The sequence below is a fragment of the Bacteroides mucinivorans genome (assembly GCF_034654355.2).
GTDB lineage: Bacteria > Bacteroidota > Bacteroidia > Bacteroidales > Bacteroidaceae > Bacteroides > Bacteroides nordii.
The window spans coordinates 4,732,720-4,747,094 of record NZ_CP178179.1 but is presented as its reverse complement, the minus strand read 5'-3'; the positions used below and the strand labels follow the sequence as shown (position 1 = coordinate 4,747,094).

The 14,375-nt window shown below is 41.8% G+C and carries 8 protein-coding genes and 1 pseudogene; all 9 read left to right on the top strand.

The genetic code is table 11. From position 1 onward, the window contains the following. The first annotated feature begins 7 nt into the window (after window positions 1-7). The gene (locus VCM39_RS18185; protein WP_221650397.1) at window positions 8-994 is read left to right on the top strand and encodes a lysylphosphatidylglycerol synthase transmembrane domain-containing protein; all 987 of its coding nucleotides are present in this window, start codon (window positions 8-10) and stop codon (window positions 992-994) included. A gap of 20 nt (window positions 995-1,014) precedes the next feature. Continuing rightward, window positions 1,015-2,472 carry an aminoacyl-histidine dipeptidase gene (locus VCM39_RS18180; RefSeq protein ID WP_007484065.1) on the top strand — a complete coding sequence of 486 codons (1,458 nt, stop codon included), beginning with the start codon at window positions 1,015-1,017 and terminating at the stop codon, window positions 2,470-2,472. 866 nt (window positions 2,473-3,338) lie between these two features. Further along, window positions 3,339-4,223, top strand: coding sequence for a LytTR family transcriptional regulator DNA-binding domain-containing protein (locus VCM39_RS18175; protein WP_289291699.1), 885 nt, complete (start codon window positions 3,339-3,341; stop codon window positions 4,221-4,223). A gap of 102 nt (window positions 4,224-4,325) precedes the next feature. Beyond that, window positions 4,326-6,267 (top strand): annotated as a pseudogene (locus tag VCM39_RS18170) (TonB-dependent receptor plug domain-containing protein). Window positions 6,268-6,279: 12 nt separating this feature from the next. After that, window positions 6,280-6,687 carry a DUF2141 domain-containing protein gene (locus tag VCM39_RS18165; RefSeq protein WP_322932828.1) on the top strand — a complete coding sequence of 136 codons (408 nt, stop codon included), beginning with the start codon at window positions 6,280-6,282 and terminating at the stop codon, window positions 6,685-6,687. A 91-nt stretch (window positions 6,688-6,778) separates the two neighbouring features. Next, window positions 6,779-7,792: a porin gene (locus tag VCM39_RS18160; RefSeq protein ID WP_322932827.1), complete on the top strand. Its 1,014-nt coding sequence runs from the start codon at window positions 6,779-6,781 to the stop codon at window positions 7,790-7,792. A gap of 100 nt (window positions 7,793-7,892) precedes the next feature. Next, on the top strand, window positions 7,893-8,186 hold the full coding sequence (locus VCM39_RS18155) for a nucleotidyltransferase family protein (protein ID WP_221650407.1): 294 nt from the start codon (window positions 7,893-7,895) through the stop codon (window positions 8,184-8,186). Window positions 8,187-8,294: 108 nt separating this feature from the next. After that, the gene (locus tag VCM39_RS18150; protein WP_322932826.1) at window positions 8,295-8,543 is read left to right on the top strand and encodes a DUF86 domain-containing protein; all 249 of its coding nucleotides are present in this window, start codon (window positions 8,295-8,297) and stop codon (window positions 8,541-8,543) included. Window positions 8,544-8,684: 141 nt separating this feature from the next. After that, a complete protein-coding gene (locus tag VCM39_RS18145; protein WP_322932825.1) occupies window positions 8,685-14,357 on the top strand; it encodes an alpha-2-macroglobulin family protein in 5,673 nt (1,890 codons plus the stop codon). The last annotated feature ends 18 nt before the right edge of the window (window positions 14,358-14,375 follow it).

Sequence of the window (14,375 nt, the reverse complement as noted above, 5' to 3'; positions counted from 1 at the left end):
ATTAAGAATGAAGAAACTAATAAAAAAGGCTCTGAAACTTATTTTACCACTGGTTTTGGGAGGCTTTATCTTGTACTGGGTCTATCGTGACTTCGATTTTGCAAAGGCAGGTGATGTGCTACGGCATGGCGTAAACTGGTGGTGGATGCTTTTTTCATTAGCATTTGGTGTATTCAGTCATGTCTTTCGTGGTTGGCGCTGGAAGCAAACGTTGGAACCTTTGGGAGCTTTTCCGAAAACGAGCGACTGTGTAAATGCTATTTTCATTTCCTATGCTACCAATCTTATATTACCTCGGGTAGGAGAAGTGTCCCGTTGTGGTGTCCTTGCCAAATATGATAATGTCTCGTTTGCAAAATCTTTGGGTACGGTAGTTACCGAACGGCTGATTGATACTATTTGCATCGTTTTTATTACTGGTATCACATTCTTATTACAGATGCCTGTTTTTCTCACTTTCTTTGAAGAAACCGGGACTAAGATTCCTTCCATTGTTCACTTGTTGACATCTGTATGGTTCTATATCGTTTTGTTTTGCATTATTGGAGTAATAGTACTTCTTTACTATTTGATGCGAGCGTTGTCTTTTTTTGAAAAAGTAAAAGGAGTTGTCCTTAACGTTTGGGAAGGAGTGATGTCTTTGAAGAATGTGAAAAATATTCCTCTTTTCATTTTGTATACAATCCTTATTTGGGTTTGTTATTTTTTTCACTTTTATCTCACATTCTATTGTTTTGGGTTTACCGCTCATCTAGGTATTCTTGCCGCACTTGTTATGTTTGTAGGCGGTACATTTGCTGTTATCGTTCCTACTCCCAACGGAGCCGGGCCCTGGCATTTTGCTGTTATCTCGATGATGATGCTTTACGGAGTAAATGCAACTGATGCAGGAATATTTGCCTTGATTGTACACGGAATTCAAACCTTTTTAGTAGTTTTGTTGGGAATATATGGTTTAGTGGCTTTACCACTAACTCATAGACAACGAAAATAAGAACCTAAAATTAATTCGTTATGAGTACAATCCTCTCTTTAGCTCCACAGAATGTGTGGAAGCATTTTTATTCATTAACTCAGATTCCGCGTCCGTCGGGACATATGGAAAGAATAACTGAGTTTCTTCTTAATTTCGGAAACAGCCTGGGACTGGAATCATTTGTAGACGAAGTTGGTAATGTTATTATCCGCAAACCTGCTACTCCGGGTATGGAAAACCGTAAAGGAGTAATTTTACAGGCTCATATGGACATGGTGCCTCAGAAGAATAATGATACAATACATGATTTTGAAAAAGATCCTATTGAAACTTATATAGACGGTGACTGGGTGAAAGCCAAAGGCACTACGCTGGGTGCCGATAATGGACTGGGGGTAGCTGCTATCATGGCTGTTCTGGAAGCCAAAGATTTGAAACACGGTCCATTGGAAGCTCTTATCACAAAGGATGAAGAGACAGGGATGTATGGTGCTTTCGGACTTAAGCCGGGAACGTTGAACGGAGAAATCCTGTTAAATCTGGATTCGGAAGATGAGGGCGAACTCTATATCGGCTGTGCAGGTGGTATGGATGTTACAGCTACGCTTGAATATAAAGAGGTGGAACCCGAAGAGGGTGATATTGCCATCAAGGTCACATTGAAGGGATTACGCGGTGGACACTCCGGACTGGAAATCAATCAGGGACGTGCGAATGCTAATAAGTTGCTTGTACGTTTTGTTCGCGAAGCAATTGCCACTTACGAAGCCCGCCTGTCTTGCTGGGAGGGTGGAAATATGCGTAATGCTATTCCGCGTGAGGCTTCTGCCATCGTTACTATTCCTGCTGAAAATGAAGAAGAGCTGTTAGGCCTGGTAAAATATTGTGAGGACCTTTTCAATGAAGAGTTTTCTGCTATCGAAACTCCTATCAGTTTCAAGGCCGAACGGGTAGATATGCCTGCGGGGCAGATTCCGGAAGAAATTCAGGATAATCTGGTAGATGCTATCTTTGCCTGCCAGAATGGGGTAACCCGTATGATTCCTACCGTTCCTGATACTGTAGAAACTTCTTCTAATCTGGCTATTATTAGTATTGGTGGTGGTAAAGCAGATATCAAAATTCTTGCTCGTAGCTCAAGTGACAGTATGAAAGAGTATTTGACTACAAGTCTTGAATGCTGTTTCTCTATGGCCGGAATGAAAGTAACAATGACAGGTGGATATTCCGGTTGGCAACCGAATGTAAATTCTCCGATTTTGCATGCAATGAAAGAATCTTATAAGAAACAGTTTGGCGTAGAACCTGCTGTGAAAGTAATTCATGCCGGATTGGAGTGTGGTATTATTGGTGCTATAATTCCGGGACTGGATATGATTTCCTTTGGTCCTACATTGCGTTCACCGCACTCTCCGGACGAACGTGCATTGATTCCTACTGTGCAAAAATTCTATGACTTCCTGGTGGCTACATTAGAACAGACTCCGGTGAAGTAAATATGTAAAAGAACTCATTCAAAGTATACAAGCCCTGCCCACTTAACTTGGTGGACAGGGCTTTTTGAGTAAATAAGAATCTGTTTAATAAATACAATCTTCTATTACTATGTGCGGTAAGAGAGGTATTGTGTTACTTTTTTTGTTTTTCGTTACAATGTAGGATTGGCTGCTGTTCCTCTTTTATATAAGAATGTCATATTTTATAAATCTTTATTAGGTTTCTCTACGATGATCTGGTCGAAACTCTACGAGAAATGGGTCGTTTCTCGTAGAGTTTTTACTCGTTTCTCGTAGAGTGAAAATGCTGAAATGTAACATCTTGATATATAGACTGTTGTAAATAGTGATGCGTGTTGAGTCTTTTTATCATTAAAGTGTTGTATTTTATTCTTTCTATTAATTATTGATATATTATAAATCTTTACAAACATTGTGCTTGGCTGAATGTAATTCCTATTATGGTGTGTCTATAGGTTAACATTGTTAATGCAAAATTTTAACGATATAACTTTCGTAGGCAAGAGTGTACAATTTTGCACTCTATAAATGTACATTTTTGCGTGACTATAGTGTACAACCTTGTACTTTAAAAGTGTACACTTTTGTATACCTTGTCTTTGTGATCCTATTCTTGTTGAAAATCAGTGGTTTAAGATTATTGTGACGATCTTATTCAGCTCTTTGATTCATTCTTTCGAATATTTATAATTCTTTTTTTGATAACTATAGTATCGGTAGGAGCTTGTTTATAGTATTCTATGACTCTTTGAGGAGTGATCAAAAACGCTCCGATTGTTTTTTGAGTGATTCTTTTCAGTTATGGTAACAAATGCTTTACTTTGTAGTAGATAAAAGATATTCGCATGAAAAAACTGCTTAATTACCTTAATAGTCCTTATCCTGTATTTTATCAGCGCTGGAAGATTGCAGTGATCTCATCTGTTATTGTGTTTTTAATATTAGCTTTGTTACAGCCGTTTGGTATAAGCAGTATCGGACATCATAAATTGGGTATCTTATTGGGATATATGGCAGTGACAGCAGTGTTTCTCTGTATTCCGGTTTATTTGTTCCCTGCGTTATTTCCGGCGTATTATGAGGATGATCGCTGGACGGTTGGGAAACATATTCTTAGTCAGGTATATATTTTCTTTTTTATAGCCATTGGAAACTGGCTTTATTCCGCCATTGTATTCAATTGGGGATTTCGCCTGGATATTTTTTACAGCTTCCTGCTTTGTACGGTGATCATAGGCTTTTTTCCCTCTGTACTTTTTATCTTGCTGAACCGAAACCGGCTATTGGCCTTCCATCTCAAAGAAGCTACAGAAATGAATTTGCATCTTCAGAGATCGGCTGCTACTGCAAATGTTGAAAGAGTGGAGCGGGAGGATACTGTGATTCTTTTTGCAGGTGGTGTCAAAGAAGTATTGGAAGTGAATACATCCGATTTGTTTTTTGTAGAGGCGGATGGTAATTATGTGAAGATAACTTATCGGAAGAGTCATGAACCGGTAAGAAAGCTGCTACGTATGACAATGAAGCAGGCTGAAGAGGCAACGGCTGTTTATCCTTTTATTATTAAGTGTCATCGTGCATTCCTGGTCAACTTACACGCAGTGTCCCGGGTGAGTGGAAACTCGCAGGGATATCGTCTTTCGCTCGATGGCTGTGAAGAGGAAATACCCGTTTCACGTGCTTATAGCAAAGAGATCAAAACACTGATAGAGAACATGAATGAGGCATAGCCGTTCGTCACAAAACAAAGCAATTCGTCACAACGAATAGGTCATTTATCACATATCCGGGCTGTCTGTCCCGGATATTTTTTTCCCTCTGTTCTTTCCTTTATGTTTGCCGGTGAAAACATTAGCAAGCAAAAAAATGAAAGATCTGTTTTTTATCTCAATCGTAGCTTTGTTTCTCTTTTCTGTTCATGTGCAGTCGCAGGTAGCAGTAAAAGACACAATATTTCTTACCTCTTTTTCAGATAGTGTTTCACTGGATGAAGTGGTAGTAAAAGGAAGCAAAACTCCCCAAATGAACAGTCGTTGGAGTAATATGCAACCTGTGGAACTGGTAACTGTGGGAGGAGCAAGCGGTAATCTGTATCAGGCATTGAAGACCCTTCCCGGTACACAAATACAGGGAGAAAGCGGACGTTTGCTGGTACGCGGTGGAAGCAGTGACGAAACGCAAACTTATATAGACGGTATGCACGTTCTCAATCCTTATACCACTACCGGTACAAATACCCCGGCACGCGGACGGTATTCCCCCTTTATGTTCAGTGGTATCAATCTCTCTACAGGCGGGCATTCACAAGAGTATGGTGAAGCCTTATCGGCTGTACTTCCTTTGGAAACGAAAGATGACAGCCCGATTAATAAAGTGGGGATGAGCCCTTCTACTGTTGGTATAGGTGGTGGCGGGAATCGCTCTTTTAGAAAAGGCTCTATTGCTTTGAATCTCGATTATCAGAATCTTGCTTTTTATAATAAAGTATATCCGGGAAGAGTAAACTTTGAGAAACCATATGAACTGTTTTCGGGAGCTACCCAGTTTCGTTATCTACCTGCTGAGAATGTAATTTTTAAGATATATGCCGGCTATGACCGGACAGATTTTTCTAACTATACCGGTGAAGACTGTCGTCTGTTCCGCCTGAAAGAAGACAATGTCTATTTGAATGCCACCATCCGTACGAAAACGTCTTCCGGTTGGAACTGGTTTGCCGGAGTAGCTTACTCTTTTTTTGATCGAAAAGTAGGGGGAGCTGCTGTAAGCGATGACAATTGGAACGAACGTCAGAGCGAACTACATCTGAAAGCAAAGCTGACTAAACGCTTGCGCCCTTTTTTGCAACTGGATATGGGAGTGGAATCTTTCCTTCGCCAATATAGAACTCGCTATTCTTTCGGGCTTCTTGCCGCTCAAAAGAATATTGCCCCAACGGTAGAAGCCGGATTTGTTACAGCTACTCTTTATCCGTTTGAGAATTTGAAAGCCGAACTCTCTTTCAGAACCGAGTATACATCTCTGAACCGGAAGATAAGTTATTCTCCCCGTCTGGCACTTCGTTATACCTGGAATGAGATTGTATTCTCAGCTACGTTGGGTCGTTATACCCAATCGGCAGATAATAAATATCTGGCACAACAGACTTCTTTGCGTTCCGAAGCTTGTGAACAGTATAATGTAGGAGTTTTGTACGAAGCAGCAGGGCGTTTCTATAAAGCAGAGGTATATTACAAAAGGTACAATCGTCTTACACTTTTTACTCCCGATGGTCTCACTTCGGACGGATATGGGAACAGTAAAGGAATTGATCTTTATTTTGAAGATCGTTCTTTATTAAAAAACTTTGAGTATTATCTTTCTTATTCCTTCAATCTATCTAAACGCAAATGTTTGGAGTACAGTGAACTGACTACTCCGCAGTATGGCACCCGCCATAATGCTTCTTTGGTATTGAAATATACTATTCCCAGGCTGCGTACTATTATTGGCCTTACGGAAGGGATTGCGAGTGGGCGTCCATATCATAATCCCAATCGTCCCGGTCTGATGAATGATGAAGCAAAACCATATAACAGCCTTGATTTAGGCATTACTTTTCTGGCTACTAAGAAGATAATTATACATGCTTCGGCCACCAATATACTTTGCCGTAAGAATGAGTTCGGACGAATAGATGGTGTCCCGTTACGAGCTTCCAGTGATCATTTCTTCTATCTCGGTGTCTTCATCACCTTAGGTAAGAAAGCTGCTTATGATGTTTCTAATTTTTAAATACATGTGATTATGAAAACAAATCTGATTTTCTTATTTTTAGTTTTTGCAAGTGTAATAGGTAGTGCTCAGACATTAACCTTGAAAGTAGAAGGTGTAGAGAACGTGAAAGGGTATCTCTATGTTGGTATTTACAACTCTACGGAGTCATTCATGAAGAAACCTGTATTTGGATTCAGAGTGCCGGTGCAGGATTCGGTTATGGTCGTTCCCTGTCAGGGACTACCTGCCGGTACGTATGCCATTTCATTGTTTCAGGATGAGAATGAGAATGGAGTATTGGATACCGGCTCTTTCGGACGTCCGACGGAGAAGTTTGGCTTCAGTAATAATGCTGAAGGTGTAATGGGAGCACCAGCTTATAAGAAGTGCGTTTTTGAGTTCAGGCAGGATATGATGATGAAGATTCAGTTGAAATAGTTTATTATCAAAGCTTTCTTTCTGTTTTTTTTATATATTTGTGCCGACAACAAAAAGTAAAGCTATTTATGCCTTTATTAAGATAATTGCTATGCGAAACACACTTTTTATTTTATTTATGTTTCTATTTTCCTGCTCTCTGGTGGCACAAGAGACATTGGGTAAAGTGGTGAATACCCTGAAAGAACGTATTAACTTATCGGCATATGCCCAGTTGGGATATACCTATAACAGTGCAGCCGATCCGGATAATACATTTGATATCAAACGGGTTATTTTTATGGCGGACGGGAAGATTACAGAACGTTGGTCATGTTATTTTATGTATGACTTTGCAGTCAGTTCCCTGCAGGAATTATATACAAGTTATCAGTTCCTGCCGGGATTTTCTGTTCGCGTAGGGCAGTTTAAAACACCCTATACCATGGAAAATCAGTTATCACCTACAACGGTGGAACTGATAAATTGCTATTCTTTACCGGCATGTTATCTGGTTGGTATCAATGGAAGTGATGTTCTTTGTTCTGCAAGCGGGGGGCGGGATATCGGTTTGATGATTTATGGCGATTTGTTTAAAAAACTGCTGACTTATAAAGTGGCGTTGATGAACGGGCAAGGTATAAACACAAAAGATAAGAATTCTCAAAAGGATGTAGTGGGTTATCTGTCGGTGAACCCTTTAGAGTGGCTTACTGTGGGTACTTCCTTTGTTATCGGTAAGGGGCATTCGGTTGCGGGAGCACCAATTCATGGAATAGAACCGGGTGAAAACTACCGGCGCAACCGCTGGAGTGTGGGAGCTTTCTTAACAGGAGAAAAGGCGAGCTTGCGTACGGAGTTTATGTTAGGCAAAGATGCTGATGTGAAAAGTAACGGGGGATATGCTACGGGATGTGTCCGGATTATTCGTAATGTGGAAGCCGTTGCTTCTTATGAATATTTAAACCGGGATGTCGTTGCAGAAGATAAGCAATCAAATTATATGGCTGGTTTACAATACTGGTTTTATCCGAAGTGTCGTCTTCAGGTTCAATATACTCGTTTGAGTCCGAAACATAACGATCCTTCGGATCTGGTACAGGCTCAGGTGCAGGTACGGTTTTGACTGAAGGAGGATAACTATTTGTTTTTTTTCAAAAGATTCTGTTATTTATTCAATAGTTTGTATCTTTACGCATCATGTTACTAATAGTTGAGAATGAATGATGAAAACTAAAAATGAATATATAGCTGATGTTAGGCAATTTAAAGAGAAGTTTGCCTCTAAATATGGCATTCGCTCAATCGGTATTTTTGGTTCTGTTGCCCGGGGGGAGCATCGGTTGGATAGCGATTTAGATGTGTTCGTAGAGTTGGAAGAGGCAGATCCGTTCACGATGTTTGATATTCGGGAAGCACTTGAATCTCTGTGTGGCTGCAAAGTTGATTTGCTTCGTTTGCGAAAAGGGTTGCGTGATTTATTGCTTAAAAGAATAGAACAGGATGGAATCTACATTTAAAGAGGAAATTACGGATAAGTTAGCTCAAATATTAGAGTCTGTTGAAGTGATTGAGGAGCGGTGTAAGAGTTTCAGAATATTGATGATTTCTTGCAAACACCGTGGGGGATGACAATACTTGATGCTTGTATTTTGCGTTTGCAGGTTATTGGTGAGACAATAAAAGCCATTGACGATAAGACCAGACAGGCTTTGTTTATCCGGTATCCGCAGATTCCCTGGCGTAAAGTGACTGGTTTACGGAATATTATTTCGCATGAATATGCCAATATTGATTATGAAATTATCTGGACAGTGATACGTAAACACCTTCCTCCTTTGAAAGAGACAATATTGCTTATAAAGGAAGAACTATAATTCAATAATATACGATAGAGAATTATATAAAAATGTAGAGTCTAAAAAAGACCCTACATTTTTTTTAAGCTAAAAAGTGCCATTCTTTAAACTTTATTCTGTTTCTTTGTTCTAATATAAAGTGACTTAAACTTTGAACATATGAGAATAAAACAGATTTGCATGATGGTATTGCTTGCTTTAGGAGTAGCCCCCTGGGCAAATGCGCAGACGTTTGACAAATTATGGAAACAAGTGGATCAGGCTGAACAGAAAAGTCTGCCACAAACAGTTATTCAGTTGACAAACGAGATTTATAAGAAGGCGGAAACAGAGAAAAACTCTCCGCAAATGCTGAAAGCATACACGTGGCGGATGAAGTACCGCGAGATACTGACTCCCGATAGCTTTTATGTAAGCCTGAACGGGCTGGAGCAGTGGGCTAAGACTGCGGAAAAACCGATGGACCGTGCCGTACTGAATTCGTTGATAGCGGGTATCTACTCCGACTATGCCTCCCGTAACCGCTGGCAGATATTCCAACGGCCGAATATTGTGGATGAAACTCCTTCTGCTGATATACGTGAATGGAGCGGAAATATGTTTGTGCAACAGGTGATGCAGCATACTACAGAGGCTTTGAAAGACAAAGAGTTGTTATTGGCTACGTCCGCACGTATCTATATCCCGTTTGTAGAGTTAGGTGATGCCAGCGAATATTATCGCCACGATATGCTTCATCTGTTGGGTAGTCGTGGAGTAGATGCATTGAGAAATGTAAATGGGCTGGATAAAGACTCTGTTGTGAATGCCGGCATTGAGAATATCTATCAGGAGATGCTTGATACTTACAAAAGGGTTAATATGGATGATGGCTACGTGCTCACCATGCTCAATTATCTGGACTGGCGGCGTAACTCCGATAATACCTTTGTTCCCTACCGTGCGCCACAAAAGTTGATAGGGTTGACGCAAGACCCTTATCTGGCCGGACTTGACAAGTTACGGACTGAGTTTAAAGCTCATGATATCTGTGCCGAAGTTTATTTGGCTAAAGCAAGATATGCTATTGAGAAAGGACAACAGGCAATGGCTTTACAGATTTGTGATGAGGCTGTCAGGCTGTATCCGGGCTACAAACGTATCAATGCTTTAAAGAATCTGAAACTGGAGATTCTGAATCCCGCTTTGTATGTACGTGCTGATGAAGTCGCTTATCCCGGTGCCGACATGAAGTTGATGGTCAACCATAAGAATTTGGATGGTTTTACTGTACGTTTGTATCAAGAGAAGAAGTTAGTGGCAGAAGAACATTATTCTTTGCTTCGTCCCGAAAACTATCAGGAACAGGATACTGTTTTCACCTTCAAAGCTCCCGCAGAAGGTAGCTATGTGATGCGTATTGTTCCCGATAGCAAAGCAAGAGAAAACAGTGAAAGCAAACTGAATGTGACACGCTTCAAGGTATTGACATTACGTTTGCCGGGTGATCAGTATGAAGTGATAGCCCTCGACTGTATGAGCGGGCAACCTATTGAAGGAGCTGTTATTACACTTTATACCAATGATGAAAAGAAACTGACGGAGTTCACTACCAATGCGGAAGGAAAAGCTAAGTTCCCTTATAAAGGCGAATATCACTACCTGACTGCTACTAAAGGGCAGGATATTGCAATGCCTTTGCAAAGTATTTATAGAGGTCGCTATTATGCTTATTATGGCGACGGTAAGCCGACTGAGTGTGTAACACTTCTGACGGACCGTTTACTCTATCGTCCGGGACAAACGGTTTATGTGAAAGGGATTGCTTATGAGCAGCAACTGGATACAGCCAATGTGTTAGCTAACCGTACTTATACGTTGACCCTTACCGATGCCAACCGACAGGAAGTAGGTAGGAGAGAACTTCGGACCAATGAGTTTGGTTCTTTTGCAACAGATTTTACATTACCCGCTGCCTGTATGAACGGTACATTTACACTTTCTACAGAAAAAGGTACAACAACGATTCGTGTGGAAGAGTACAAACGTCCTACCTTTGATATTACTTTCGATAAACTGACAAGATCTTACAGCCTGGGTGATAAGGTGGATGTAAAAGGCTCTGTTAAAACCTTTAGTGGTGTTTCGTTGCAGGATTTACCGGTAAATTACACCGTTACCCGTTTCTTACGTTTCGGTTGGAGAGGGGTACAGACGGGTGTAGAACCCATTGCTTCGGGGAGCGTGTTACTCAACGAAGACGGACAATTCACTGTTCCGGTGTTGCTGGAAGGTGATAAGAAGATGGATTTAGGGTATTATGTTTTCCGGATAGATGCAACGGTCACTAATCTGGCAGGAGAAACACAGACCTCCTCTTATAACGTGAGTGTAGGCAATCGCTCCATGACATTGGGAGCTAACATTCAGAATCCGCTATGCAAAGATGATTCCATCCGACTTACTTTTATTGCTACCAATCTTGATGGGCAGCCTGTGAGTGTGGAAGGGACTTATAAACTGTATCCGGTTGCAGACGGTGCAAAATCCGAAGATGTGATAAAGGGGACTCCGGCCTTTACCGGAACTTTTGTATCCAATAAGGAGACACTTCTTCCGGGATGGGCCTCCGTGCCTTCGGGAGAATATCTGTTAGTGATGTCTGCAAAAGATGACCAGGGACGGGAAGTGACTAATAAAGAAGAAGTTATTCTCTTCTCAATTGCTGACAAACGTCCTCCGGTAAATATTCCGGTATGGTATTATGCCGAGAATACATCGTTTGATGCTGCGCATCCGGCTGTATTCTATTTGGGTACTTCAAAGAAAGATGCATACGTCATGATGAATCTATTTAGTGGCAATACAATGCTCGAAAGCAGGATATTGCGCCTGTCCGATTCTATAGAACGTTTTGAATTCCCCTATAAAGAGGCGTATGGCAATGGATTGTCTGCTACATTCTGTTTTGTAAAAGACGGTGGAGTCAATCAGCAAACGGTGAGAATGACAAAGCGTCTGCCGGACAAAACCTTGACGATGAAGTGGGACGTGTTCCGTGACAAACTGCGTCCCGGTCAGGAGGAAGAGTGGAAACTCACGATTAAAACTCCACAAGGAATGCCGGCCATGGCCGAGATGTTAGCTACCATGTACGATGCTTCGTTGGATAAAATATGGAAAGGAGATCAGAGCTTGCAGGTATTTTATAACCTCTCAGTACCTACTACCCGTTGGATGGATGGGTATTGGGGAATGAACTCTTATAATTATTGGTTTCCGTATAAGAGCCTGAAGGTAGCTCCTATGGTATATGATCAGTTTATTGTTATTTTTTCGGGAATTGAAGAGCTGCTTTCGGTCTATAATACGAGGCGGGGTGGCGTAAGAATACGAGGCTTAGCGAAATCCGAAGCAAATGCTCCGATGATGTCTATGGTATCAAAAGAAGCTGCCAGTGATAAAGCTGATGTTGTTTTCACAGAAGAACTGGCAGAAGGAGCAGCGGGAGAAACTCTTCCCGAGGCTACGGAAGAACTGCGTACAAACTTTGCGGAAACTGCTTTCTTCTATCCGCAACTTCGGACCAATGAGCAGGGCGAAGTCTCTTTCTCATTTACTATGCCACAAAGCCTTACCCGCTGGAACTTCCGTGGATATGCCCATACCAAAGGCATGCTGACTGGAATGATCGACGGATCGGCAGTGACCAGCAAAGAGTTTATGCTGACACCGAATCTGCCCCGTTTTGTCCGTGTAGGTGATAAGACCTCTGTTGCTGCCTCAGTGGCAAACCTTACCGGAAAGAACCTTGCCGGAACAGTCAGTTTTATTCTCTTTGATCCGATGACGGAGAAGATAATCAGTACACAGAAACAGAAGTTTGCTGTAGAAGCCGGACGCACTACCGGTGTTAATTTCCTGTTTACCGTTACGGATAAGTATGATGTATTGGGGTGCCGTATGATTGCTGACGGTGGTTCGTTCAGTGATGGTGAACAGCATCTGTTACCGGTACTCAGTAATAAGGCCAATCTGGTAGAGACTGTGCCGATGCCTGTTCGTGGAGAAGAGACACGGGTTTTCTCACTCGACAGTTTGTTCAACGACCACAGTAAGTCGGCAACTGACCGCCGCCTGACCATCGAGTTCACCGGTAATCCTGCCTGGTATGCAATACAGGCTTTACCTTCACTGAGCATGCCCGATAATAGTGATGCTATCTCCTGGGCTACTGCTTATTATGCAAATACATTAGCTTCGTACATTATGAACTCACAGCCGCGTATTAAAGCTGTGTTTGATAGCTGGAAACTGCAAGGTGGAACGAAAGAAACATTCCTTAGCAACCTGCAAAAGAATCAGGAAGTGAAGAATATTCTTTTGTCCGAGTCTCCCTGGGTAATGGAAGCGAAAACCGAAGAAGAGCAGAAAGAGCGTATTGCAACGTTATTCGACCTGAATAATATACGCAATAATAATATCACAGCCCTTACTCGTCTGAAGGAACTTCAGCAGCCCGACGGTTCCTGGGCATGGTATAAAGGAATGAATGGTAGCCGGTATATCACCAATTATATTGTAGAGTTGAATGCCCGTCTTGCCATGCTGACTGGTAAACCATTGGAGGGAGATGCTTTGGTTATGCAGCGTACTGCTCTCAGCTTCCTCAATAAAGAAGCGCTGGAAGAGTATAAAAATATCCGTAAGGCAGAGAAGAATGGCGATAAAGTGAAAGGGCTTTCTGCTTCAGCATTGAAATATCTCTACCTTATTGCTATTTCCGGTGAGCAGATCCCACTTGCAGAGAATCAGACTGCTTACAATTACTTCCTTTCAAAAGTAGCCGAAACGCTGACTACCCGTTCTATGACCGATAAGGCACTTGCTGCCATTGTTCTGGAGAAGGCCGGACATAAGAAAGAAGCGTTGGAATTCATAGCTTCTTTGAAGGAGTTTTTGACAAAGACGGATGAACAGGGTATGTTCTTTGCTTTCAATGAGAACCCGTATTCATGGGGCGGTTTGCAAATCCCGGCACATGTGATGGTGATGGAAGCCCTTGAACTTGTTTCCGGCGATTCGTCAACGGTAGAGGAAATGAAACTCTGGCTTTTGAAACAGAAACAGACACAGGCATGGGATTCTCCGGTGACTACTGCAGATGCTGTTTATGCATTGTTGCAAGGTGGTACCAAGCTGCTCGAAAGTCAGGGAGATGTACGTATTATTATTGCCAATGAAGTGCTGGAAACACTTTCACCTGCCAAGACAACCGTTCCCGGATTAGGATATATCAAGAAGACATTTACTGATAAGAAAGTGGTAGACGCCCGTAAAGTAACTGTTGAGAAAAGAGATGCCGGAATAGCCTGGGGAGCTGTTTATGCACAATATCAGGAAGATATGAGCCAGGTGAAACAGCAAGGTGGTGAGTTGAATGTAGATAAGAAACTGTATGTAGAACGCTTGGTGAATAACGTTCGTCAGTTGCAGCCTGTTACAGCCGGTACGGAACTTGTTGTTGGCGACAAGGTTGTTTCACGTTTGACGATTCGCCTGGATCGTCCGATGGATTTCATCCAACTGAAAGATCAGCGTGCTGCTTGTTTTGAACCTATAGAAACACTTTCCGGTTATCGTTGGAACAATGGATTTGGATATTATGTCGATATAAAAGATGCATCTACCAATTTCTTCTTTGACGGATTGGGTAAGGGAGTCTTTGTATTGGAATACAGCTACCGTGTCAGTCGTTCCGGAACGTATGAAACCGGATTGGCAACGCTCCAGAGTGCTTATGCTCCGGAGTATGTTTCCCACTCTACTTCAATGAAAGTGACGGTGAAATAAGTGCTGATTCGAAGACGG